Below are 24,598 nucleotides of genomic sequence, written 5' to 3'. Positions count from 1 at the left end.
TTAAGCACCTACCCTATCAAATGGATCTTTTGATTTTTTCGTAACACCCGGCTCAACTGCTGGCCCTTTTTTCACTTCACGAATCATTAAATAAACCATTGCAGCCGCTAAAACAGTGAATATTAATACATACATGATAAGTGTTAATAGAATACTTCCACCAGCAACATTAGGTGAAACAGCACTGGCAGTAGTCATCTGGCCAAAAACGCTCCATGGCTGACGCCCTATTTCGGTCATAATCCATCCAAAGGAATTTGCGAGAGTAGGGAAAAACATCGCTGGAAGTAAAATCTTCAAGAAAGTTTTGCTATTCTCAAGTCTGCCTTTTTTCCAAAGGACCAGCCCGATAATCCCTAATAAAATCATCGCTACTCCAAAACCTATCATTAAGCGGAAGCTCCAATAGGTTGTTTTTACAGGAGGAATGTAGTTCGTGTCTTTACCAACTTTACTATCATATTTTGCTGCATACTCTTTTTGGAGTGTTTCCATTCCTTTTAAGCTGCCTTCAAATTTTGAATAGGATAAAAAGCTTAGTGCATATGGAATATTCATTTCAAATTTGTTTTCTTTATTAGCTGAATCAATAATGGCAATAGCTGACCATGGCGCTGGATCTTGAGTATCTTTCCAAATTCCTTCTGCAGCAGCCATTTTCATAGGCTGTGTTTTTACAAGATACTGTGCCTGCCCGTGACCGCTTAAGGCAGTTCCGATACTTCCAATCAACCCGATGATTAAAGCAATATTCATTGACTTCTTAAAAAATTCTGTATCTTTTTTCTTTAATAATTTGTAGGCGCTGATTCCTGCGATAAAGAAGCCGCCCGTACATAAAGCGCCAGTTATAACATGCGGGAATTCAACCCATACTTGACCGTTAGTAAGCAAAGCCAAAAAGTCATTCATCTCGGCACGGCCGTTTTTGATTGCAAATCCAACTGGATGCTGCATAAATGAATTGGCTGCTAATATCCAAAATGCAGAAAGCGCAGTTCCAAGAGATACGAGCCAAATACAGGCTAAGTGCACTTTTTTAGATAACCGATCCCAGCCGAAAATCCAGATTCCGATAAAGGTTGATTCCATAAAAAACGCAAGTAATGCTTCAATTGCCAGTGGTGCACCAAAAACGTCACCAACAAATCTTGAATAATCAGACCAGTTCATTCCAAATTGGAATTCTTGAATAATTCCCGTTACAACCCCAACAGCAAAGTTGATTAAAAACAAGTGGCCCCAAAATTTCGTCATTTTTTTGTAAATCTCATTTTTCTTTTTAACATACAAAGTTTCCATTATAGCGACAGTAAATACAAGTCCGATCGTAAGTGGTACAAAGAAAAAGTGGTAAACCGTTGTTACAGCAAACTGTAGTCTTGCCAACAATATTTGATCCATTAACATTTCCTCCGTATTCATTTTTCTTTCTTCTGCCGTTCAAATTATGTTCAGTAATTCACAAAGATGATACAAATAATAAAACTGCATAAATAAAACATTGGTAAAACAAAAGCCGGCTTATTAAATAAATTATTGAACAATAACAATTTATACCTAATTGTTATTGTACTGGATACATTAACTATACTATCAAAAATTTACTAAATGAAACGCTGGCTTTTTGTCGAAGTTATGACATTTCTATGAATTGATATACTAGACATATCAAAATCATTGACCTTTCATTCCAAAAAAGGCGCTAAAAAAGCCAATAACACGGGCCTTTTTAGCGCTTTTTGTCAAGAAATCAATTTTCTTTATTATTTTTTACAAAATAAAATCAATGGCAAATGTCACATTATTATTTTTCAGAACTTTGGACCTAGATTAAATAAAACCTTCTCCAAGGTCCTTGTTTACTTGAAAAACAATAACTTTTGACCAATAAAAAACACAGCAAAATATTATTGCCATGTCCAATAGATCCATTCTATTTAATTTTTATCTTTCTTATCTACGTTTTCAGCTAGTTCATGAGAAAACTCAGTCTGATAACTTGGTTTATAATTTTTTGCAGCCAAGCCTCTTTCGGGAGTCACTCTAACAATAGATCCAGTCCGAAATTTCATGACGAAGTAAATCATTGAAAATATTACCACCATGACGATCCCCGAAATTAGCCCAGTCGTTTGTCCCGGAATAAGGGGCATGCTTAAAAGAACAATAATCATGCTGATGAATGCAATCCATGAAGTAAACGGAAACCCCGGCATTTGACACTTACCTTCAGGAGGACATCCCATTCGTTTACGAAATCGGATATGACTTGCCATAATAACTGCATATGTAAATATCAAAGTGAAACCACTGGTAGTAATCAAGACTAAATAAACCCTTGGAAACAATAGACCGAATCCTAATCCTAAAAGCATGGCAATGCCAGAAAATAAGATCCCCCATACGGTACATCACTTTTGTCATTAAGCCACCTGGGTGCGTGTCCTTCATTTTCAAGTGATCTAATCATTCTTCCTAAGCCAAAGATGGCTGCCAGCATTGCAGAAAGGCTCGCTGAAATCAATACTAAATTGATGATAGAACCAGCCCAAGTAATGCCCCATCTGTTGAGGGAAGCAACCATTGGACTTTTACCCTCATAAAGGGAGGATGTAGGGATAAGAGGAAGCAATACTAACGCATATAGTATATACAATCCAGTAAGTGAAATGACCGTGTTTCGAATTGCTTTTGGAATTGTTTCCATTGGATTCTCTACTTCAGGTGCTGCAAGTGCAATGATTTCAAAGCCAGCATAGGCAAACACTACGAGCAGCATACTTCCAGCAATCCCCTTTATACCACCAGGCATTAAAGGTTCCTTCACTAGTTCTCCAACCCCAATAGCGTTTGTTCCTGGAAGAATGCCAAAGATTAAGACAAAAGCAGTAAGGATAAAGAAAATAATCGCAAAAATCTTAATAGCTGACAGGCTGCTTTCCAGCTTTCCCAGCTTATTAGCTCCTAAAAGATTAAGTAAGGTAACCCCAATGATAATTAAACTTCCCATTATCCCGATTGATACATGCGGAAACCAATTCCGCACAAGAATCGAGATCGCTGTCCCCTCACTTGACATCGAAATAACGGTTCCAGCCCAATAAAGCCAGCCAACAACAAACCCTGTTCCTGGGCCAAGCTGTTGTGCTGCGTAGCTGCTAAATGAGCCAACATTTGGATTTGCAACAGTCATTTCTGACAAAGCATAAAGAATAAAAAAAACCAGTATTCCTCCTAAAATATAGGATATTAAAATAGACGGCCAGGCCGCATGGATAGCCACTGATGATCCAAGAAAAAAGGATCCCCCAATTACACTTCCTAAGGCCATCATGGTGAGATGTCCAGCAGTCATTCCTTTATTTTTTTTTCCCATTTTTCACTTTTCTCCCATAACAGAATTTTTTCACCTTATGCCAACGTTATTATTTGCTAGCATTAAGAAAAAGATTCTATTAAAGTGTGCTTTTAATGAAGTTCAAATAGGAAAAAAAGAATCGGTAAACCGACTCTCTCAAGTTTCTTTTCCGTATAATTATATTTTTACGACCAAACCTTTAAATTTGGCATAATTGATATCGACGCCATCATCTAAATCAATTTCTATTTGCTGATCGGCCATATGGTGTAATAGTTCATCATATGCTTTTAGCTCTTCAATCTTTTTTTCCAATGCTTTTAATTCTTTCTTGGCTAGGCTGATTTCTTTTGCTGTGGAATCACCTTCAATCGTGTTGGTCAATGACTTTCTTTCAGCTTCAATACGAAGTTGAAATTCATGCAAGTAATCCGTGCGAATCCTCGATAATGTTGTTTTATCATAACGATGCATATAAATAATGCAATTAAATGCTTTTTGTTTGCCAGAAGTAAACAACCAATAAATGGGACGCTTTTTATACATTTGTATATGATCCTTAAAAAAGTCATTTAAAAAATACCGTCTAATCGTCTCTTTAGCTGTCTCCCCTTTTTTCTTTTCCAGTGAATCAGCAATAAATTCAAGGTTTTCATTTAATAGTTCTTCACCAAATGTCAATCTAACAAATTCAATCAGCCTTGAAACGATATCATCTTCAAAATATGCCCCTGGTAAGATCGGAAGTATATTATCCCGATCTGCTGAAAACGTTGTATATCTTTCAGCCTGAAACTCTCCCCCAGCATAAATGAGTCCTTCTTCCTCTAACGAATAACGTCCTAGCATGCAACCGACGGCATATGAGATAAATTCCTTTACAGACTCAGAAGGATTTACCTCTTTAATCGATAAACCTTCCCTTTTTACTCCAGATTGGAGTCCATCTATCAGGCCATATTTTTCAATAAAAAATCGATTCATTTTTTGTTCATTTTCTTGCAGCAGATCCATATTTAGGTTAACCTGCTTTTGCCAATTTTCTGCTGTTGTTTTTAATGACCGTGTTTGTGTAGGTTGAACTAAAAAAGGATGCTTAGTATAATCCCATGAAGTTTCTCTGGAATCCCAATCCAGCTTACAAAAATCAATATTTTGATTTACTAAGGACACAATTTGGTCCTTTTCTGCGTTAGTAATATCTTCGATTATTGGCAGGGAACTAACTTCCCCTATTTCATATGTCAGGGTTTCTCCGCCAATTAAATTAATAATATATTGACAAACGTTGGTATTAAGAAAACCCAAATAAAATAATTTTTCTGTTTCGTTCTCAAAATAAATCATTGGCCCTGCAGCCGTACTTAAATATTTCTCATCTTGAACTCGAAAACTAATATTTGAACTGCTAATGTAGCTCCATGTTAAAAAACCTTTGAAATAGTAATCTTTACTTCTGATATACGCCTTTTTATCATTTAATAGTTCTGCACCATTATGTTCCCAATTTACAATATACTCGTTATTACCATACCATCTTCGGTATCCCCCGCCTTTCGTAATGGGAAACCATTTCTTGGAATCTTCGTATCCAAAAATACCGCTTTTATGAATATCTACCTCATACCATAGTTTTAAATAATAATGATCGTTGGCAGTACTCATTCCTTTTTTAACACCACAATATTGATCTAACCTATTTGAATTTTTAAACACCTCAATTAAGCTGTCAAATGCCCAATATGCCAAAATATATTTAGGAATAAATTGGTACCGTTCCATTCCGGTGACATATCGATAACCTACATCTGGATTGTGGATTGCCTCCAAGACCTTTGTCTGTTGTATATCGTTCCCTTTAAATTCCGATAATTTGATATAAACACCTTGAATGGGATTTTGATCATTTCTAAGGGTAAAACAAGCAACAGGCACGCAAGCCTCTGGAAAAGCATTATATTCCAGTTGAATCAAAGAGCTAATCGTTTTTTGTTTCACCATTTTCTCCCTGAAGTTTTCATAGGAACTGATAAACATCCACACAAACGGCGTTAAGAAACCAAGCTGGCCAGACGGAGTTACTTTTTTCATACATAAATCCATAAAAGCAACAAAAAGGTCGGCCTTACTATCGTGATAATGTTCATTTATATAATCGATTAAAACTGGATTCATATATTTACTTCCCATATAGGGAGGATTCGTAACCAATATATGATACGTACCCTTCATGATCTCTGCTTGTTTGATCAAGATTGGTAATAAAGCTAAGATTTTTTTTCGAGTCTCTTCCTCAAATAAATCAGTAGCGGGACTGTTTTGGATCTTCTCAAATCTCATGGTGAGAAATTCTTTGTTAAAAAAGTCAACTTTTATTAAAGAGCCCAGTGTCTTTGCATCCTTAAATTGTTCGATAAACTCTTTTGTTAGTTCGAAGTTTACTCCACTGTTTTCACCAGATAGATAGATGATTTCTTCTTCCTGGAAGCTATTTGTTTCTTGAATGGAAGCTAGATTTAACTGCAAACCTTCCCTATCAATACTTCTAAAAAAACGGTTGTTATACTCAAGAGCTTTCATTACAACAGAAAAACATGCCAGTTGAAAGGCTCGATCATCAATATCCAGGCCATATAGGTTATTCTCAATTATGAGCCTTGGAATTTCACGTTCCATGTATCCACATTTACTGTATATTTCATACAATACATCGAACATATAGACAAGGATATGCCCGCTCCCCATTGCAGGGTCTAAACACTTGATATCCTCAACCCTTAATTCTTTATTTACGTAAGGAGCCAGCTTTTCCTCAAAATCTGATTTTTGCTCTGGATCCTCAAGGTAGAGGTCCCAATCTCCTATTAAATTATTATGTTCGGGATGTGATTCCACCCAATAGCGACCAAGAGAATTCTGCACCATATATCGCACGATCCAATCCGGTGTGAATAGCTGAGTTGCAAATGGGATTTCTTCCGTCTTATATTTTTTTTTCGCCTGAATCACGCAATCTTTCTCTTCAGAAATATAGTATTGATATAGCCAGCCAATCACTTCTACCTTCCGCCAATGATCCTCTGGAATAACGTCGATATCGGTCATCTCGCGGATGAATGAATCTCTTGTTAATAGTCCTTCTGGAAAAAGAATTTCTGTATAATCATCAATCTTTTCAAACATAAATGGAAGATAAGTATTCAGACTGTTACAATGCCGAATGATTAGGTATTTAAATAGCTCCTCTGTTTTGTTATTTAGTTTCAAATCGTAAACAAACTCTTTATCAATGTCTAAATCCAACTCTAAAGCCTCACTAATCATATCAGGGTCCGCACTATTTGGATTTGAAGAGGAGAGCACCCTAACACCTGTTGGCAGATAATCATTTACCTCCATAAAACGTAGTGCAGTAAATCGGTTAAACCAAGTATAAGCAACTTCCTCGATTACTTGGTTAAAACCAATTTGATTAATCCGCTCAATTAATTTGTCTCTTTGATTTTTTTCTTCTTTCGAAAGCTGCTTGCCATCAATAAAAATAGCATCTGAACTTTCAATATCTACTTTTTTGTTTGCTTTTTCGGATATTCCGATTTTCATTGCCTTTGCTTCAATTTTTTTCAATAATTCTTTTCTTGCATTTGCCGCAAAGGTTTTCAGTGAGGATTTATTCATCCAAACATCTCCCGCTAATAAGGTTTATTCTATCTTAAGCTTGCATGAATAATGCCAATTCATTTTATCATCATTTAGTAAATATTATTTTAATTTCATCTTCTGCTTCAATCATTCTTCCAAAGCGATAGCCTTCGACCAGCACATGCCGTTCGTGATCATTTAATTGTCGGTTCCATTTTGTTTCTAAGTACATAATCGCTTCGTTGTAAAAAATTTCCGAGTATTCAAAGGGGTCTTTCATACCGTTCACCTCATCATAATAAATTCCTTTCCTCATTCTTGTCTATTATCGATTAAGATAATCATCTGTTTTCATCTACGGAATACAGAAAAGACTTATATTAAAAAATATTTAAAAAAATCAAAAAAGGGGTTGTCGATTTTTGAATCTGTGTTATATAATATAAACAACCAATTACAACTGTTATATAATAATAAATTTTCCAAGAAAAGGGGCAAATAGATATGAATAAAACAGATTCAATCGCTCGTAGAATACTAGGTTGGGCATTAAACAGATGGGACAGATGGTATGATTGTGAAAAAGGTGTATTCATACATGATTCCGAATTCCAGCCTGAGCATAACCTTGGTCATGCAATGCTAATTGTTCAAAAGTTAGAAGAGTATGGTTTTACTTTTCATACAAATGGAGAATCAGAGGTTAGTTTTAACGAAGTAAAAGGAACTGGTGAAACATTATCACAAGCAATTACAAATGCAGCCTATTCCCTTATTGAAAAACATTCTGTAACGAATACTTCAAGAGTTTGGCAGCAATTATGCTAAAATAAAAAAACGCAAGATATTTCACGACGAAATATTCTTGCGTTTTTTTGTCATGTTGTTTTATCATCCAATACTTCAACTTATTTTAAGTATAGTTGTAAGTATTCTATTTAGCTCCTATTAAACTGGGATCATTTAGAAATTTGTTTAGAGCTTTGTCAATTTTGTAATGATTCTTGGTAAAAAGCCATTTTTCAGGGATAATCAAATATTTACATGATGCGTTCCTCAAATAGCTATAGACTATTTGGGCTTCATCTATATTTTCTTTACCTATTTCCATTGTTGAAGGATGGGAATCTATGTTAAAGTAGTTTAATATTTTTAACTTAACCCAATCGCCAAGTGGCTCGGACATTTTTGCCTTTTGGCTAAAGAGAACTTTGTTTCCCTTAATAAGGAAGAGTTTTATCAAGCTTTCCTTTAGTGGTTCAATCATAACGATATTCTTATTTTCTTTCGTAAATTCAATTACTTTTTCTTTTTTTAAAAGAGAATTAATTGAATCAATATCGTCTCTAATCTTAACAGCCCTTTCAAAGTCATAACTCTCTGAAGCAATCTTCATTTGTTGCTTTATTTCCTCAAGGCCACTCTCATCACTGCCTTCAAGCAAACGAATGATTCTATCTATGATGTGGCGATATTGTACCAATGCTGATTTTTCAAAACACATTCCAATACACATACCAAGAGAGAAGTTCAAACATGGCTTTTTACTTGATGGACGATTACAGTTTATTTTATAAAAATCTTTCAATCCTTGTAATGCTTTTTCTGCCGTACTTTTACTTGTGTATGGTCCAAAGTAAAGCTCGTTGCCATTCTCATTCATTTCAGAAGCTAGTTCAAGTCCTTTTTCCATTTGAATCCTAATATACGTATAGGATTTTGGACTTTTCATCAGTTTATTGTAAAGCGGTTGATATTCTTTAATTAATTTACATTCCAGCATAAATGCTTCGAACTCTGTATCTGTTACAATAAAGTCGAAATCCTTTAAATGATGAACTAGCTTTTCAACCTTCTTAGAATGATTGTTGGAGTTTTGAAAATAAGATTGAACTCTATTCTTTAGATTTTTCGATTTTCCTACATACAAAATGCTTCCTAAGGAATCTTTCATTAAATAAACACCAGGGGAAGATGGGAGTTGTTTAACCTTATCTTTGATATTCATAGGGCCTCCACATTCCTTTTAAATAGTAATTCTTTATTCATTATAGCTTAGTATATTCAATAGTTGCTTCTCTTTTATCTATCTACTATTATCAAATACCAAAAAAGTCCCTCATTTTTTTAAATGAGGGACTTTTTTTCACCGCAATGCATTTTTACTGTTAACAATAGAGCACTTTGTATTAATTAAACAACTGCTTCCTCCAGGCCCTGGGAATTGCCTGTTGGAATTATTACTTGCTTGGCTCTGTGTTTGATTATTTGCCAGGTTTTGGCTCATTGGCTGACTTTGTCCATTCATCTGATTCTGCTGGTTCATGTACTGGCAAGCTGAATCCAACTTGAGAGTTAGCTGAATGTTTCCTGAAAATCATTTTTCTTTTTACAAACTGGTTTATAATATGGTATAAACGCAATCATTAAGTTGAAGTTCAGGCATCATTCAGGTAAATTTCAGCTTTATATAAGATACTATTTACGTAAAAATAATGGAGGTAATGGGATTGAATTCAATGGAAGGTATCCGAATTTTACTTGTCGATGACGAACCGCATATTTTACAATTTTTAGAATTGGGATTGATGAATGAGGGGTATGAAATTAAAACTGCACCTGACGGGATGAGCGCTATCAATATCGCACAGGAATTCCAGCCGCATGTGGCTATTTTAGATGTCATGATGCCAGGAATGGACGGTTTTGAAGTGTGCAAGATGCTCAAAAAAAGCGGCTCTCAAACTTCCATTATCATGCTAACAGCTAAAGACGAAGTGGAAGATCGAGTGAAGGGATTAACGATTGGAGCAGACGATTATGTCATCAAGCCATTTAGTTTCGAAGAATTGCTGGCAAGAATCCAGGCACGTCTAAGAAATCAATTTCCTAATTTGTTTAGTGAAGTGAAGTACGGGCCATTCAAGCTGGATGACCGCAGAAAAGAATTTGTTTATAACGAAAGGGTATTGGAACTATCACCTACCGAGTACGAACTTCTTAAATTTTTAGTTATGAATCATGGAAATGTCATGAGTAAAGGGGTGATCCTAGATCGAGTGTGGGGCTACGATTTTCAAGGCGAAGAAAACATCGTTGAAGTATACATCCGTTCATTAAGAGATAAATTGAATGATAAAGATCATCATGTTATTCGTACCATTCGAGGCTCTGGGTACAGGGTGGACATATCATGAAAAAGAAGAAGCAATCAATTTTTCACAAACTATTTTTGCCTTATTCGTTACGCTATCAGCTATTGGCAAGGACATTATTTATTTTGGCTTTTATTCTGCTTGCGATTGGATTGTTGCAGTACTTCGTTATGAAAGATTTTCTTTACCAGAACGAAGCAGACACCTTGAACTCAAAGTTGATGTCTTTACCCAGGGATATTGGAACATTTGGGGATATGGGACCAGCTTTTTCTCAACGGAGTAATAATGTGGAGAATCAACCTCCACATGATCAAAACAAAGTCTTTTTTTTGCAGGATATATCCTTAGCTTATATTGACCAAGATGGAAGTTTTACCGATCTTTTAGGAAATGATAGTCTACAAGCCCCAAAACTCTCAATAAAAGATTACGCCTCACTGACAACGAATTTTTCAAATAATAAGCATGCAAAATATGAGATCGCTGCTAATGCAAAAGGAGTACAGCAATTAATTGTTTTTAAACCGGTACACGGACAGCCCGACCAAAATCAAGACAATGTTAGTGGTATTTTGCAAATGGGCATTAGTACTGCTTCCCTTCAGCATGTTTTACTTCAGCAATTATTTATTTTTATCATCCTATCAGTCCTTGCCCTCTCAGCAGGACTTGTCATTTATTTGCGGGTTCTTAAAAATACGCTCATTCCATTATCAAAAATAGTGGACGCTGTGAAGAATACGAATGCCGGCAATTTAGCAGAGCACTTGCCTGTTGAACAAGGACAAGAAGAAATCGATCGATTGGCCCAATCCTTTAATGGAATGTTGGAGAGATTAGAGATATCCTTCGAGTATGAAAGAGAAACAAAAGAGCAAATGCGACGTTTTATTGCTGATGCCTCCCATGAATTAAGAACACCGCTAACTTCTATCAATGGTTTTGTTGAAGTCTTGTTACGGGGTGCCGCGAATTGTCCTGAGCAGCTGTTTAAAGCTCTTAACAGTATGCAAGGTGAATCAAAACGGATTATTAAATTAGTAGAGGATTTATTATTTTTAACCAAGATGGACCAGACCCCTAAGTTACAAGTATCCCGTGTCAACCTTTTTGAACTAGTGAGAGAGATGGTACCGCAGCTTCATGTCATTGCTGGTAATCGGAAAGTTGATTTTGATCTTAAGGAGGGAATAATCGGGGATTTTGAGGCTGATAAGCTTAAACAAATAATCCTAAACTTGTTTAATAATGCTGTCCAGCATACAGACCCTGAAAAAGGATGGATTCGTCTAAATTTAGTGGCTTCGAATCAAAATGCAGAACTTTCAATACAAGATAATGGACCAGGAATTAAACCAGAACATTTACCACATTTATTCGACCGTTTTTATCGAGCCGACCCCTCCCGTACAAGGCAGCATGGCGGTGCCGGACTTGGTCTGGCAATAACTAAATCAATTGTAGATGCACACGGAGGAAGTATAGATGTTGAGAGTCAAGTGGGAGAAGGGTCCGTTTTTCTAGTTACTTTACCGTTAAATAACAAAATTGTGGAAGGTTCTTAAGAGAAAAGTCTTAAGAACCTTCCATTTTTATTTTATTTTTTTGGCTTATCTAAAAAATAAAATTTCATATTTTGATTAGGAAATAATTTTAACTCTTCCACCTTGTCCCCGTGATTAAGCATGATTTCTTTAAAGATTTCATGTGTTGTCTTCCCTTGTGTATTTATTCCTAATTCTTTTGCAGCCTGAACAATTCTTTTTTCTCTTACCTCATGAGCAAGCTCCCGAATGTTTTTATTATTGATCGAAATACCCAGGTCCTGTGCATCTTTTTTGACCCTTGTTTCAAACACTTCTTTTGCAAGATTTTGAAGATTTTTTCCCTCTGTAGAAATTCCTAATTCCTTAGCATCTTTTTTAATCATCGCTTCCCGAACTTCAGTGAATAAAGTCTGGGTATCCTTATTTTCTGTTTTAATTCCCAATTCTTTCGCTTTTTGGTTAATCACTGAATGCCTTACTTCATTCATAATAGTCTGCATATCTTTTCCCTTTGTATCAATTCCAAGGGATTCGGCTTTCTTTTTAATTCTTGCCTCCCTTATTTCTTTAATAAGACTTTTGGTATCTTTACCATCTGTCTGAATCCCGAGGTGGGCTGCTTCCTTTTTTATAAGTTCCGGATCTTGCTCAAAATGCCCTTTATGGCCAAATTGACCATGTACTGGAGAAGGATTAGCATTTTCATTATTTGCAGCAAACACTTGGACTGAACCAATACTTACAAAAAATAGGGCAGCAGCCAAAAGGGTAACATTAGACATCCTTTTCATAATAAATTCCTCCCAAAGATTAAAGTTTGATTTTACAAAACTTAGGATGTCCGTAAATTATTACCAAATTATTAACAAACTGTTAAAGTTTGTTAATAAGCGAGAGTAAAATAATATCACGCATACTATCATCAAACTTTCCAAGGAAACCCGCCCCGACTGCTTTACTATATTGCAAAAATATCAGATAATAGAAAAAGACAAATTCAGCGAGGTAAAAACATAAAATGGAACTAAAATGCAGCATAACAGAAACCGAGTTTGTGGCTTTTAATTTACATATGGTCCGCAGGAATCATAAATACCAAAAGGCCTTTCGGCAGCAGCGGTACGCCCCTGTTCTTATTTTTCTGTTTCTTTCCGTCCCTTTTTCAAAATATGCACATCTTTCAACAATAGCTGCTTTTTGTTTGATGCTGACATTAAGTGTTCTCTGGGTGCTGTTTTACCCAAGATATTATTTCAACTACACAGCACACAAGGCGAAAAAAGATTTGAATAAAAATTCGCACATCCTTGGCGATTATGAATATGTTTTGTTGAAGGATTTCTTTACCGGAAAAACGATTTTAGGGAAAGAAATGGTCAAATGGTCAGATGTCCTGTCATTCGAAGAAGATTCAACTAGTTTTTATTTATTCAAAACGCCCGTATCCGCCTATATACTCCCGAAAAAAGATATAGAAGATACCCAAAAAGTCAGGGATTTTATCGAGAAAAAAATGCATTAAAGAGGATATTAAATTACATTTAATTATATTTACAAATAAACTCGTCATTTTTTTGACGAGTTTTCTTTTTGATAAATTATTTTGGCAGGTTAGGATAAAATACATCTACACTATGCAATAGTAATGAAGGAAGGAGACTTTTAAATGAGCGGCTGGTGGTCATTACTGCCTTTTTTAATTGTTATTCCGCTGTCTATCTGGACTAGACAAGTTCTTCCAGGATTATTCGCTGCCCTTTTAGTAGGAAGTTATCTAAAAGACCCTTCCCTCTTAGGCGGAATAAAAACTATGCTTACATATCTGGTTAACAACTTGGTTCAGTCAAGCAATATCCGTATTATCATCTTTCTTTATGTCTTCGGGGGCTTGATTAGCATTGTAGAATATACCGGCGGAATTAATGGATTTGTCCATTTAGTTAGTAAAAAAGTAAAAACAAAGCGCAGTGCGCTGCTCTTGACTTGGTTTTCTACGTTGGTGACATTCAGTGATCCCGATTTCCGAATCGTCACGATTGCACCCATTATGAAAGCTTTACAAAAAAAGCTTAAACTCCCTGCTCAAGAACTTGGTTTTACTATTGAAGTAACATCAAATCCTGTGGTGGGTCTAATCCCGTTAGCTACAGCCTTCGTTGGCTATATGGTTTCCGTCATTCATATGGCATTAAGCAATGTTGGAATCCATCAAGCTGCATATGCTGTTTATGTAAAAAGTATTCCATTCAACTTTTTTTCTATTTCTATCATTTTGGTAGGTATCTATTATAGTTTTTTTAAGCATTCTGAAAAAAAGGTAAAAAAAGAAGCAACTATGTTACATAAGGAAAAATACAATTTTCCCCAACCAAACTTGGCAATGGAGGCTGCAGCTGAAGTTACATTACCTACAAAACAATCAAAATATTTACACCCAATTGATCAAACTGGAGAAAAAGATCATGAGGAAGAGCAGGTGCCAAATAAACCATGGAACTTCATTTTTCCTCTTTCCCTTGTACTGATCCTCACCCTCTTTCTAAGCTGGTGGGACGGGCATGATAACGCAACCAGCTTTTTAAATGCATTTATTCGCGCTGACGCACTTGGAGTAATGCTTGAATCCTTGTTTATCACACTGATTGTTACACTGTCTTTTTTCCTCACTCAAAGGTTCCCTATTGAGGAGCTTTTCACTCATTTTGTTAAAGGCGGAAACAACTTAATGAGTGTTATTTTGATGCTTGGTTTAATCTGGGGGGTGTCAGCCGTTTCAGAGGATTTAGGTTTTTCAAGGTTTATTACAAGTCATGTTGGCGGATGGATCCCTCATTTTTTTGTAGCTCCCATCCTTTTTCTAATCGGGGCATTAATTTCTTACTTTATCGGGTCTTCATGGGGAACATGGGGATTGTTAATGCCACTTGGTGTTACACTTGCACACCATGCCGGCGCTAATATCCTACTCGTAATTGGGGCGGTCTTTGCCAGTGGTACATTTGGGGCATTTGCTTCTCCATTAAGTGATAATTCAGTAACACTTTGTACAATCCTTGATTTGCCTATCATGGAATATTCCAAAACAAAATTGAAGCCGGCATTAATTGCCGCTGGTATTACCACACTTGCGTTCGGTATAACTTCCTTTTTAATGAAATAGAACCTTCACCATCAGAAATAAAAATACCTTTCCTGAATTGATACCAGGAAAGGTATTTTTTGTTAAACATTTATAGCCAAAAACCCTATTAGAGCTTCGTTTTCAACTTTTTCAATTCATCACAACCTTATCGGGCGCCCATAAGGTGAGGCAAGAACATCGCAACTCCAGGCACATATGTGATGACAAGGAGCACTATGAGCATTATACCAAGGAGCGGAAGCATTGCCACAAATGATTTTTCCATCGAAATTCCGCCGATTGAGCATCCCACGAAAAGAGCGCTTCCTATTGGTGGGTGGATTAACCCAATACCTAAGTTTAACATTAAGATAATTCCGAATTGAACAGGATCCATCCCAACTTGTGTAACAAGAGGCAACATGATTGGTGTAGCAACCAAAATGATTGGAGCCATATCCATAATAAGTCCTAGAAGAAGCAAGAAAATATTCATCATAATGAGCAGAACGTATTTATTATGCGAAACGCTTTGCATTCCATGGAAAATCATATCCGGAACATTTAAAACAGACATAAAGAATGAGAATGCTGCAGATGCAGAGATTAAAAACAAGACTACAGCCAGTTTTTTAAATGTTTCAACGAAAATTTCAATTCCTTTTTTGAACGTCATTTCCTTAAATACAAAGGTTGTAATGAGGAATGCATACAATACTGCTACAGCAGCAGATTCATTCGCTGTAAATATCCCTAGAAAAATTCCGCCAATTATAATTAAGGCCGTTGTTAAACTTAATGCACCTTGAATAATAATGGAGCGCCATCTTTCCTTTGGAATTACCTCACCTTTTGGGAAATTTCGTTTTACTGCCATGATATAGGCGGCAACCATTAATGAGATACATAAGACAACACCTGGAAGAATACCTGCGGCAAAAAGAGCATTGATTGAAACTCCTCCTGCAGCCAAAGAATAAAGAATTAGATTATGGCTTGGTGGAACAATAACCCCTTGAATTGCGGCTGTACATGTTACTGCGACAGAATAGTCTGCTGGGTACCCTTTTTTCTTCATCATCGGAATCATAATTGAACCGATTGAAGAGGCATCGGCAACTGCCGATCCTGTAATCCCGCCGAAAAACATGCATGTGACTACGTTCACCATAGCAAGTCCACCGCGGAAACGGCCAACCAATAAGTTTGAAAGGTCAATCAAGCGGCTGGATATTCCGCCAGAACCCATAATTTCCCCTGCCAGGATAAACAATGGGATGGCCAAAATAGAATAGGAATTTAGAGACTGGAGCATGTGTTGCCCTACTACTTCAAGCGGCATTTGCAAATACAAACCCGTTAAAACAGAAGCAACAACTAAACAAAGTGCGATTGGAATTCCTAAGAGAAGTAGAACGATAAATGAACCAATTAAAATTAATACACCCATTATTCAGATAACTCCTTTCTAACTAACAGACCGCGCAATCCGTATAACATCGTCACTACGCCTGTTACAGGAATTATGATATACTGCACACCGCCTGGCATCCCAGTAGCTGGTAATGATGATGGCCATGTCATAGCGGTAATGCTATATCCCTCTACAAGTAGTAAAATTCCAAACCCGATAACGAGAATATTAGAAAGAACTTCAAGAGATTTTTGTACGATTGGAGAGAACCTATTCACAACGAACGTAAGGCGCAAATGGAAATTATAGCGAAATCCAATACAAATGCTTAAGAATCCAAACGCTGTCATTAATAGTAATGATATCTCTTCTGACCAAGCTGGTTCTGAATGAAGTGCGTACCGTCCAAACACTTCATAGACAATAATAATGGTCATGATTAACATCATAAGTGCCCCTATAGATTCAATCGTACGGTCAATTCCTCGAACGATTTTATGCACCATATTCAGTCCAACAACCTTTCTTGTTTAAAATCGCCACCCCCAAGGGGGTGGCTTTCAGAAATTATTTTGTTGCGTTAATCTTATTAATTAGGCTTTGATAATCTTTACCATATTTATCATAAAGAGGTTGAGCTGTTTTTTGCCATGCCTTAATATCTGATACTTTTGTGATCGTGTTTCCGTTTGCTTTCGCAGCATCTAATGCTTGTTTTTCTAATTTAGTCCACTCAGCACGTTCTACCTTTTGTGAATCAAGAGCGGCTTGTTGAACAATTTTTTTGTCAGCAGCTGACAATTTTGCCCATGTCTTAGAACTTCCTAATAGAACTTCTGGAGTTCTAGTATGTTCATCCAATGTTAGGTATTTTGCTGCTTTATAATGGTTAGTAGTATAATAGCTTGGTAAATTATTTTCCGCACCATCAATGACATGTGTTTGTAATGCATTATAAACATCTGCATAGTTCATTGGTGTTGCAGAAGCACCAAATCCGTTTACTAAGTCAACAAAGATATTCGATTGTTGAACACGGATTTTTAAGCCTTTTAAGTCGGCTGGTTTAGAGACAGCGTGTTGTGAATTGTAGAAACTGCGTGCACCTGAATCATAATAAGTTAAACCAACCATATTTGCGCTTTTTAAGCCATCTAAGATTTCTTTACCGACAGAACCGTTTAGAGTATCCCACATTTGATTAGAACTGGTAAACAGGTATGGAAGACTTAGTACGTTCATTTCTTTGTCAAATTGTCCAAGTGGAGCAGAGTTGATCCGACCAAAGTCGATAGCACCTGCTTGGATTTGTTGAATGGCAGAGTTTTCATCCCCTAATTGTGCTGCTGGATAAACTTTAATTGTGATTCTGCCATTTGTCTTATCGTTAACTTCTTTAGCAAAAGCGTTATCTCCGAGAACAGTTGGATAAGTAGCTGGCTGATTATCTGCTAACCTAAGTGTCATTTTGGGACCGCTTGCAGAATTGGATGTACTTTTCTTTGCATTGTTGTCTGACGAAGAATTGGATGAAGAAGAACACCCTGTTAATGCTAATCCTAATACTGCAACTGAACCTACAACAGCCATACCTAATTTTTTACTACTCTTCATTATTTTCCCTCCAGTTGTAATCGGTTTCAATTAATAGATTTAAAGAGTTTTATAACAACGTTGTTATTCCGATTATAGACTAGAAAAACTATTTTATCAATGCTTTTTTTACTATTTAAAAATTCTTTGAAAACCTTTACAATATAGTAAATAGGAGATATTCAATCGATTAGGGGTAGGGATTATGAGTGTAACGATTAAAGATATTGCATCTCTCGCAGGTGTCAGTTATTCCACTGTGTCAAAGGCGTTAAATGACAGTCCATTGGTTAAAGAGGAGACAAAAAGAAAAATCTTTCGTATTGCTGATCAGCTTGGCTATGTGCCCAATTTTGCCGCAAAGAGTCTTGTCTCGAAAAAAAGCAATACCATTGGCCTACTTTGGCCTACTGTTGAGCGTACAGCAGTGTCCACCTTAGCTACACATATTAATAATGAACTCGAAAAACATTCCTATTCAATGATTTTGTCGATTAACGAAATGGACTCGGCCATTCAGCTATTTAATAGGTTAAAAGTTGATGGAATTCTAGTATTTGAAGAGAACCACGCCAATCATGTTGCAATTCGGCCAACCAGCATACCGATCATTTGCTATGGGGAATCCTGGAAACAGTGAGATCCCTTACATCGATGTCGATCGAAAAAATGCTATTTTTATGGCGGTTAAGTATCTTTATTCACTGGGGCATCGAAGAATTGCCTATATCGGGGACTCAGGCAAAAGAATTCAAAAGGAAAAATACATTGGATTTACAGAAGGGGTTATGAAACATGGGTTACAGTCCCATCCGGATATGGTCATAAACACAGAGGGTCTGGGATGGCAAAATGGATATATTGCAACAAAAAAGCTATTGGCATCTTCGTTTCTACCAACAGCGATTGTATGTGCTAGTTATGAGCTAACGATCGGGGCTCTTCGCGCTATTAAAGAGGCCCGCCTTTCGGTCCCAAAGGATATCTCCTTAATTAGTTATGATAACATTCCGCAAATGGCTGATTTAGAAGTTGCTATGACAACAGTAGGTGCACCGATTGAAAAGATTGCCAAAAGTATTGTTCAATATTTATTAGAACAGATTGACAAAACGAACGATGGAGCTACCTCTATCCCCCCACTAGAATCAGAATTGGTCATTCGGGAATCCTGTTGTCCCCCAAGAGACTCTGAATAATTTGGCTAAAAATCAAAAAAAAAGTCCCTTTCAAAAAATTTTTGAGGGATTTTTTTTATTCCATTTATTTTACAACGTTTAAAATATTGGGAATTTATGCAAAATATCATTCAATGAATGCATAACACTTCAGCTAACTTCAATTTCAAGCTGGTTCTCTAACTCCTGGTCAACCCATAATTCTTTAACCTTAACATTCGATGGCATTAATGGATGATGTTGTATAAGATTGACTGTATTTTTAACACGTTCCATTAGAGATCCATCAGCTTCTAACCATTCTTTTATATTACCAGCAGTAAATTCTGTCATTGTATTTTTAAAAAGATAATCCAATGTTTGAATTTTCTCTTGCAATCCTTTATTTCCAAGCACTTTGTCAAGGGTAGCCCTTTTCATCTTTTGATCCTTTTTTGAGGCAACTACTACAATTTTTTCAACATTTTCCTGATAAACTGCAATTAAGATATCTCGCATTAAATCATCAAAAGGCTGAGTAATAAGTGGTTGGTAGCATTGTAGGAATACAATATTTTCATTATTAAACTTATTATTGAATGCTGCTTGATTTTGTTCGATTCCAATTAAAAATAATATTTTCTTCTTTTTTTCAATATTCATCACATTCACTCCTCCATTAATGATTTTGATTTAACTAAGGCCAGATTACGAAAATTGACTCTGCAAATCATTGGAAAGCTTAAAAACCATTACTCGTTCCCCTGTTTGAGTACTAATATCAGTGTGAAAGTTGACAACCTCTTGGCCAGTTATTGTTAAGACAATTTCCTTTAAGTCCTCTAAGCCCGATTCCACCAGGCTGTTACGGACTTCTTTGACTGATAGTAATCCTTCTTTATCTTGGCATAATGCATATTCAGCCTGAGTTAAGATCCCTTGCAAAATAACAATAATCATATCACGCAAAATATCTGATTTTACAGACACGGAGCCGCGTCCAAGATAATTTTTCTCCCAATGTGTTAAAGCCTTACTGAGTTCAGCTTCAAGCGTTCCTTTTGATTTAACCAACATAATATTTTTATTCTTCTCCTTTATAAATAGTTATGACCAGTTTTCCCAGTTTCCTTCCGGGCCAATCGAAGCCAGCCGAATCCAGCCATTTTTTACTTTTTGCTGGAATGCAGGTACAGTATCCAACAAGCGTTTAACATGTTCCTTTGGTGCCTGGATCACAACCAACAGCCGTAATGGGGCGTGATAGGCTTCTTGATCTGATTGCATCACTGACTGCCAAGGAAGTCCAGGCAGTAAATCACTGGCGTTTCCCTGCATAACTCCGATTCCTGCTGATACAGTTTGTGTTGCTTTATTTCCGCTGCCATAGTAATGAGGGGCAACAGTCGATGCATAATATTGCAAGTTAATCCATTGGGCAACAGTGGCAGGTCCATTAATGATGTTTGATAATAAAATCCCGTTCTTATCCTTCCTCCAGCTATAATTTTGGAGAAAAACTCTCCCCTCTAAATTACATTCTTGACTAAGCCTGCGTTCTCCAATGATAAAAGCTGCATTTCGAGCCAACCCCCATTCAGGCCGAATTTCACTCCAATCTTCTGCCAAAAGTTGCGCCGTCCTTTTTGGATCTTGTGAAAACGGGCGGGGGTTTGGTAATTGCTTCACTCTTTCAGAATTTGTCTTTCGACTAACATTTGGCATTGCATCTTTGACCATATCGAATGCTTCTTTTGCGTCTTTTGAAAGTTCAGGCACATAAACCCAATGTAATTCATCAAGTGTCGTAACATGTTCGGCAGCAGCGAAGACTGTTTCCTCTGGAATGAAAATTCCCTCTTCTGAAAGTCCCTTCCTCACTTTAGGAAGATTACACAATGATGCGAGTACCCGCGCATTATAGGCACCTGAAGCCCCTCCACAAGCCCCGCAGTCAAGCGCTGACTTATATGGATTATTGGTGCTGTGGCTTCCATGCCCGCAAAACACCACTAATGGACTAAAACGATCAGTTAGTCCCATTGTTGTTAGAGATTGGCGAACATATTCGATTTTCTCTTTCTCAGTAAAACCGACAGCTAATTCTGTGTCTGATGGGAGATTATGGTCGAGCGATAGTTTCGTTAATGGTTTTTGGAGCCATGTTTCGCTGAGTTTCCGAAATGAGGTTCCAAAACTTCTTGGAACAAAACTGCGAGCCAATGTCTGAATACTGAGCCAAGGACCACTTATCTCCGGCAGTACAAGACTTGACAGCAAATTATGTTTCATTGTGTGAAACGTCGATCCCAATGAATTCGCTGTTTGCTTTCGCTGTTGATATTGTCTATATTCTTGTACTGTTGATGTTTCTTTTACGATATGTTTTGGTTTAAACATAACAGGCAAAGAATCATGTGAATGCATGCTCCCCAGCTCACAAGTTTCAATTGGCAGTCCAAAAAAGCCAGCTGCACCATATGTTTCAAACGGTCCCGCATTTTCAAGTTGGCGACGGAACGGTTCTGAGCGAACATCAATACAAAAAACAAATTGTGCCAAATACTTTTTGGGGGAAATTGCCACTCTTGGCTGCTGCTTTGACAGGATTCTCCCTTTTAGTTGATCTTCATATGTTTTTTCCCAGGCCTCAAGCCATAGTTGATTACGGAGAATCTGATCAAAGCGGTAGGCAAGGGTCAATCGAGCTTTTTGCTCAGAGCTGGTTAATTGTGACCATTGAGTAATTGGTAGCTCCCCAAAATTGGCCCACATTAGAATCAATTGTTCTAAAGGTACTTTATCATTTTTATCATCAGTTATGGGAGGATAAGATTGGATTAAGGCATATTCCATTGTTATTCGTACTGCCAAATAGTCAAGGACATATGAGTCTTCTAGCGTTGATCTCTCTGAGCGCCAAAGCATTGTTCCTGCCCATCCCGGCAAGGAGAGCAAATGTGCTTCTAGATATCCCTGAATCTCTGAATATGGAACTTCTAATGCCAATAATGCTGTTTTTAAAGCATGCTCCGATTCTTTCGGCAAATCTTTAAGTTGCTTCCTTACTTTTTTGTTAAGAGCAGGATCAGATGACACAAGATCCCTCCATGCATGATAAAAACCTTTATCACGATTTGGCATTGACCATACTGCTTGTGATTCATCTAAAAATAATTTACACCACTTGATAATATGACGATCAAGTTCGTTGTTTAACGATAACCGTTGACTATAAGTTTGTACAGAATGTTTTTTTACAGTCATCATTGTAAATCGGCTTAATTTTTTTGCCAAACTTTTTACTTCTGATTCCTGGTTTTGGTGTGGCTCTCCCTTTAAAAGAGCATTCTTGCAGAACCTTTCAGCAACATCAAAAGGTAAATCGATATTCTGTGAACTGAGCCAGTTATGAAGTCCTTTTTCCAAAAAGGACTGGTCAATCTCTCCATGCTTCCAAGCAGCTTTTAAGATAACATCATTAGGATAAATATCTAGATCACATGTATCTTTTAATCTTCGGGCAACACTCTCAAATGGCTGCCCTTCCAAACCTGCCCAAGGGTTACGTGCAGCGAACGTGTTGATCGGACCAAGTGGTGCAATAACTTTGCTTGCCGTTTTCACCAGATCATGAATATTAAGTTCAAGTTCATCATGCTTCTTCTCCCAATTTAACGTTTTCGCTAATGTATTCATCTTAAATGACCTCCTTGAGATAGGTTTTTGGTAAGATACCTGGGATGGCTTTCAAATGACTTGTCTTTTGGTTCACCCAAACGTACAAACCAAAGATAAATAATTGTGATGAATCTTGACGTACGATGATGTGCTAACCAAATAACGAAAGTACTTCCTAACAGCAAAACAAACAAAAACAAAGTTGCAGCCGGTGCATATGGTTGTACTCCCACATGAACAGCTTCTTCCAACATTCCAGAAAAGGCAGAATGGATCATCTGATAAACGACAGCACCACCTGCTAAAAGGAAAAATCCTACAACTTTTCCCATTCTTCCACTTCCAAAAGCCACAAGTTGTGTCCATGCTAATGAAACAGACCACCCAAGGGTTATTGTGCTGATCAATGAATAACCCATACCAGGAGATGTCAGCCAATAACAAATTCCGACTACAAGCCCTAAAACTCCACCGGCAGCCTTCCATAATAAAGTCGATGTATTGGCTGGCCGAGCACTTACCTCTTTATGATGGATCGCCGATCCAGCTTGTAGAAAAAGACTTGATTTGAAAAACCCATGTAATACAGCATGAATAATCGCTGCTGAGTAGGCTCCTAAGGCACACTGGATCAACATAAACCCCATCTGTGCAATCGTAGATCCTACAAGCTGCCGTTTATAATCAACGTGCACTAACATGATTCCAGTCCCGAGCAATACTGAAATACCAGATACAACAAGGAGAACAATCTGTGCTTTGTCGCCGTTAAAAAGTGGAGCAAAACGAGTCAACATCATAGCTCCTGCGTTTACGATCCCCGCATGCATGACTGCAGAAACAGGGGTCGGTGTGACAGCCGAGTCTAATAACCACCGTTGAAACGGCCATTGCGCTGCGGGAATCATGACAGCAACAATTAGCAAAAGATTGAAAAAAGTTTTGTTCCTTGAATCAATTTGACTTAGACTGTTTTGGGCCATGGAATGTGACAACTGCCAGTGTCCTGTCGCTTGCGAAACTAAGATGAACGCTGCCAATAAAAGCAGCCAGCTTAGCAAAAACAATCTGCCAGAAAACTTTGATGCGTTTAAAGCAACCTGCCACTCCTTTTTTACTCTTATTAGTAATGTCAGTCCAAAGAGTGTTACACCCCAGCAAACGATTAACCATCTTACATCATCGCATAGCCAAGTTAATGCATCCGCAACAGTCGTGATGGTTAGCAACGTAAAATATTTTCGATAAGAACGATCCCCGTAAAGGTATCGAACAGAATATTTTTGCACGATTAAACCAATTAAAAGGACAAAAATTGATACCAGCCACGATAATGAATCTAGACGCAAAGGTCCAATAATCAAACTCCCCTTGTGCAAAACAAGTGACAACAAGGCGGCGATCGGCGGTAACGAAATGATACCGATATGAATCCGAACAAAACTTAACGGGATTCTTCTAGATAACAAGATGAAACCACTTAGTACAGATGCAGTTAAGAGAATAAAATATATAATTGATAAGAAATCTAGCATCTAGCTTCACCCCGCTGACAAATATGGACAAATCCGAAGTTTTTTTGGCTCTTAACGCTTCCCTTCATTACATAACGACCCTCTCTAGCAAATCTTTTTATAAAACAAAAAACCGACAATTTTTAAGCTCAATGGGCATTTTTAATGCCATTAAACTTTAAAAAATTGTCGGTTTACTTTTAACGAACCTTTTATGGTTATTTAAATAGTCTACCTTATTGGATTTACCTTAAGAATAAGGAAATATATTCTTCTCTTTAGAATTTCAGATTCCTATACCCATAGATTTACTTTTTCATATAACCAATAACAAATTATTAACTATGTGCTAAAGCAATCTATTTAGAATAGAAATTAATTAAATATTTATTTACTGTTCTTATGTTACT

At 37.0% G+C, this 24,598-nt stretch carries 19 protein-coding genes and 1 pseudogene; 7 read left to right on the top strand and 13 right to left on the bottom strand.

Annotation, left to right across the window (positions count from 1 at the left end; translation table 11 throughout):
* The 4 genes and pseudogenes from RCG17_RS25480 to RCG17_RS25460 all read right to left on the bottom strand — a co-directional run bounded on the left by RCG17_RS25480 (window position 1) and on the right by RCG17_RS25460 (window position 7,283).
* Window positions 1-1,404, bottom strand: coding sequence for a cytochrome ubiquinol oxidase subunit I (locus RCG17_RS25480; protein ID WP_308175954.1), 1,404 nt, complete (start codon window positions 1,402-1,404; stop codon window positions 1-3).
* A 536-nt stretch (window positions 1,405-1,940) separates the two neighbouring features.
* Window positions 1,941-3,334 (bottom strand): annotated as a pseudogene (locus RCG17_RS25470) (amino acid permease).
* A 204-nt stretch (window positions 3,335-3,538) separates the two neighbouring features.
* On the bottom strand, window positions 3,539-7,039 hold the full coding sequence (pglX, locus tag RCG17_RS25465; RefSeq protein WP_308172807.1) for a BREX-1 system adenine-specific DNA-methyltransferase PglX: 3,501 nt from the start codon (window positions 7,037-7,039) through the stop codon (window positions 3,539-3,541).
* A gap of 70 nt (window positions 7,040-7,109) precedes the next feature.
* Window positions 7,110-7,283 (bottom strand): hypothetical protein, encoded by a 174-nt coding sequence (locus RCG17_RS25460; protein WP_308172806.1) that lies wholly within the window; start codon window positions 7,281-7,283, stop codon window positions 7,110-7,112.
* Between the two features lie 224 nt (window positions 7,284-7,507).
* Between RCG17_RS25460 and RCG17_RS25455 the strand changes: the two genes are divergently transcribed.
* Window positions 7,508-7,831 (top strand): BC1872 family protein, encoded by a 324-nt coding sequence (locus RCG17_RS25455; protein ID WP_308172805.1) that lies wholly within the window; start codon window positions 7,508-7,510, stop codon window positions 7,829-7,831.
* A gap of 106 nt (window positions 7,832-7,937) precedes the next feature.
* On the opposite strand, the gene RCG17_RS25450 is transcribed toward RCG17_RS25455, so the two are convergent.
* Window positions 7,938-9,011 (bottom strand): GIY-YIG nuclease family protein, encoded by a 1,074-nt coding sequence (locus RCG17_RS25450; RefSeq protein ID WP_308172804.1) that lies wholly within the window; start codon window positions 9,009-9,011, stop codon window positions 7,938-7,940.
* A gap of 511 nt (window positions 9,012-9,522) precedes the next feature.
* On the opposite strand from RCG17_RS25450, the gene RCG17_RS25445 reads away from it, so the two are divergent.
* Window positions 9,523-10,200 carry a response regulator transcription factor gene (locus tag RCG17_RS25445; RefSeq protein ID WP_374120984.1) on the top strand — a complete coding sequence of 226 codons (678 nt, stop codon included), beginning with the start codon at window positions 9,523-9,525 and terminating at the stop codon, window positions 10,198-10,200.
* Window positions 10,197-11,726, top strand: coding sequence for a sensor histidine kinase (locus RCG17_RS25440; RefSeq protein ID WP_308172802.1), 1,530 nt, complete (start codon window positions 10,197-10,199; stop codon window positions 11,724-11,726). The genes RCG17_RS25445 and RCG17_RS25440 overlap by 4 nt, the downstream gene beginning before the upstream one ends.
* Before the next feature lie 32 nt (window positions 11,727-11,758).
* Here the strand turns inward: RCG17_RS25440 and RCG17_RS25435 are convergent, their stop codons facing one another.
* Window positions 11,759-12,499 (bottom strand): hypothetical protein, encoded by a 741-nt coding sequence (locus RCG17_RS25435; protein ID WP_308172801.1) that lies wholly within the window; start codon window positions 12,497-12,499, stop codon window positions 11,759-11,761.
* Window positions 12,500-12,726: 227 nt separating this feature from the next.
* On the opposite strand from RCG17_RS25435, the gene RCG17_RS25430 reads away from it, so the two are divergent.
* Both RCG17_RS25430 and RCG17_RS25425 read left to right on the top strand, forming a co-directional pair.
* Window positions 12,727-13,230: a YcxB family protein gene (locus RCG17_RS25430; protein WP_308172800.1), complete on the top strand. Its 504-nt coding sequence runs from the start codon at window positions 12,727-12,729 to the stop codon at window positions 13,228-13,230.
* Between the two features lie 144 nt (window positions 13,231-13,374).
* Window positions 13,375-14,868: a Na+/H+ antiporter NhaC family protein gene (locus RCG17_RS25425; protein WP_308172799.1), complete on the top strand. Its 1,494-nt coding sequence runs from the start codon at window positions 13,375-13,377 to the stop codon at window positions 14,866-14,868.
* Between the two features lie 127 nt (window positions 14,869-14,995).
* On the opposite strand, the gene RCG17_RS25420 is transcribed toward RCG17_RS25425, so the two are convergent.
* The 3 genes from RCG17_RS25420 to RCG17_RS25410 all read right to left on the bottom strand — a co-directional run bounded on the left by RCG17_RS25420 (window position 14,996) and on the right by RCG17_RS25410 (window position 17,857).
* Entirely contained in the window at window positions 14,996-16,279 is a 1,284-nt protein-coding gene (locus RCG17_RS25420; protein ID WP_308172798.1) for a TRAP transporter large permease, read from the bottom strand.
* Window positions 16,279-16,749 carry a TRAP transporter small permease gene (locus RCG17_RS25415; protein WP_308172797.1) on the bottom strand — a complete coding sequence of 157 codons (471 nt, stop codon included), beginning with the start codon at window positions 16,747-16,749 and terminating at the stop codon, window positions 16,279-16,281. Before RCG17_RS25415 ends, RCG17_RS25420 begins: the two co-directional genes overlap by 1 nt.
* Before the next feature lie 61 nt (window positions 16,750-16,810).
* The gene (locus RCG17_RS25410; RefSeq protein WP_308172796.1) at window positions 16,811-17,857 is read right to left on the bottom strand and encodes a TRAP transporter substrate-binding protein; all 1,047 of its coding nucleotides are present in this window, start codon (window positions 17,855-17,857) and stop codon (window positions 16,811-16,813) included.
* Between the two features lie 184 nt (window positions 17,858-18,041).
* Between RCG17_RS25410 and RCG17_RS25405 the strand changes: the two genes are divergently transcribed.
* Together RCG17_RS25405 and RCG17_RS25400 are read left to right on the top strand one after the other, a co-directional pair.
* A complete protein-coding gene (locus tag RCG17_RS25405) occupies window positions 18,042-18,476 on the top strand; it encodes a LacI family DNA-binding transcriptional regulator (RefSeq protein ID WP_308172795.1) in 435 nt (144 codons plus the stop codon).
* Window positions 18,415-19,035, top strand: a complete 621-nt coding sequence (locus RCG17_RS25400) for a LacI family DNA-binding transcriptional regulator (protein ID WP_308172794.1) — start codon at window positions 18,415-18,417, stop codon at window positions 19,033-19,035. Before RCG17_RS25405 ends, RCG17_RS25400 begins: the two co-directional genes overlap by 62 nt.
* A 129-nt stretch (window positions 19,036-19,164) precedes the next feature.
* Here the strand turns inward: RCG17_RS25400 and RCG17_RS25395 are convergent, their stop codons facing one another.
* The 4 genes from RCG17_RS25395 to RCG17_RS25380 are packed head-to-tail and all read right to left on the bottom strand — an operon-like array spanning window position 19,165 to window position 24,209.
* Entirely contained in the window at window positions 19,165-19,656 is a 492-nt protein-coding gene (locus RCG17_RS25395) for a carbonic anhydrase (protein ID WP_308172793.1), read from the bottom strand.
* Between the two features lie 45 nt (window positions 19,657-19,701).
* A complete protein-coding gene (locus tag RCG17_RS25390; protein WP_308175953.1) occupies window positions 19,702-20,067 on the bottom strand; it encodes a Na-translocating system protein MpsC family protein in 366 nt (121 codons plus the stop codon).
* Window positions 20,068-20,100: 33 nt separating this feature from the next.
* Window positions 20,101-22,692: a DUF2309 domain-containing protein gene (locus RCG17_RS25385; protein WP_308172792.1), complete on the bottom strand. Its 2,592-nt coding sequence runs from the start codon at window positions 22,690-22,692 to the stop codon at window positions 20,101-20,103.
* A complete protein-coding gene (locus tag RCG17_RS25380; protein WP_308172791.1) occupies window positions 22,689-24,209 on the bottom strand; it encodes an NADH dehydrogenase subunit 5 in 1,521 nt (506 codons plus the stop codon). The genes RCG17_RS25385 and RCG17_RS25380 overlap by 4 nt, the downstream gene beginning before the upstream one ends.
* Between the last annotated feature and the right edge of the window lie 389 nt (window positions 24,210-24,598).

The organism is Neobacillus sp. PS3-12 (assembly GCF_030915385.1).
In the GTDB taxonomy this organism is placed as follows: domain Bacteria; phylum Bacillota; class Bacilli; order Bacillales; family Cytobacillaceae; genus JAEVLT01.
The sequence above is the reverse complement of the archived record's forward strand: the minus strand, read 5'-3'. Positions and strand labels throughout refer to the sequence as shown.

Coding starts and splice junctions, on each gene's coding strand:
- pglX (WP_308172807.1), bottom strand. CDS start 7,039: ATGAATAAATCCTCACTGAAAACCTTTGCGGCAAATGCAAGAAAAGAA.
- RCG17_RS25420 (WP_308172798.1), bottom strand. CDS start 16,279: ATGGGTGTATTAATTTTAATTGGTTCATTTATCGTTCTACTTCTCTTA.
- RCG17_RS25440 (WP_308172802.1), top strand. CDS start 10,197: ATGAAAAAGAAGAAGCAATCAATTTTTCACAAACTATTTTTGCCTTAT.
- RCG17_RS25395 (WP_308172793.1), bottom strand. CDS start 19,656: ATGAATATTGAAAAAAAGAAGAAAATATTATTTTTAATTGGAATCGAA.
- RCG17_RS25405 (WP_308172795.1), top strand. CDS start 18,042: ATGAGTGTAACGATTAAAGATATTGCATCTCTCGCAGGTGTCAGTTAT.
- RCG17_RS25445 (WP_374120984.1), top strand. CDS start 9,523: ATGGAAGGTATCCGAATTTTACTTGTCGATGACGAACCGCATATTTTA.
- RCG17_RS25380 (WP_308172791.1), bottom strand. CDS start 24,209: ATGCTAGATTTCTTATCAATTATATATTTTATTCTCTTAACTGCATCT.
- RCG17_RS25385 (WP_308172792.1), bottom strand. CDS start 22,692: ATGAATACATTAGCGAAAACGTTAAATTGGGAGAAGAAGCATGATGAA.
- RCG17_RS25425 (WP_308172799.1), top strand. CDS start 13,375: ATGAGCGGCTGGTGGTCATTACTGCCTTTTTTAATTGTTATTCCGCTG.
- RCG17_RS25430 (WP_308172800.1), top strand. CDS start 12,727: ATGGAACTAAAATGCAGCATAACAGAAACCGAGTTTGTGGCTTTTAAT.
- RCG17_RS25435 (WP_308172801.1), bottom strand. CDS start 12,499: ATGAAAAGGATGTCTAATGTTACCCTTTTGGCTGCTGCCCTATTTTTT.
- RCG17_RS25415 (WP_308172797.1), bottom strand. CDS start 16,749: ATGGTGCATAAAATCGTTCGAGGAATTGACCGTACGATTGAATCTATA.
- RCG17_RS25480 (WP_308175954.1), bottom strand. CDS start 1,404: ATGGATCAAATATTGTTGGCAAGACTACAGTTTGCTGTAACAACGGTT.
- RCG17_RS25455 (WP_308172805.1), top strand. CDS start 7,508: ATGAATAAAACAGATTCAATCGCTCGTAGAATACTAGGTTGGGCATTA.
- RCG17_RS25450 (WP_308172804.1), bottom strand. CDS start 9,011: ATGAATATCAAAGATAAGGTTAAACAACTCCCATCTTCCCCTGGTGTT.
- RCG17_RS25400 (WP_308172794.1), top strand. CDS start 18,415: ATGTTGCAATTCGGCCAACCAGCATACCGATCATTTGCTATGGGGAAT.
- RCG17_RS25410 (WP_308172796.1), bottom strand. CDS start 17,857: ATGAAGAGTAGTAAAAAATTAGGTATGGCTGTTGTAGGTTCAGTTGCA.
- RCG17_RS25460 (WP_308172806.1), bottom strand. CDS start 7,283: ATGAAAGACCCCTTTGAATACTCGGAAATTTTTTACAACGAAGCGATT.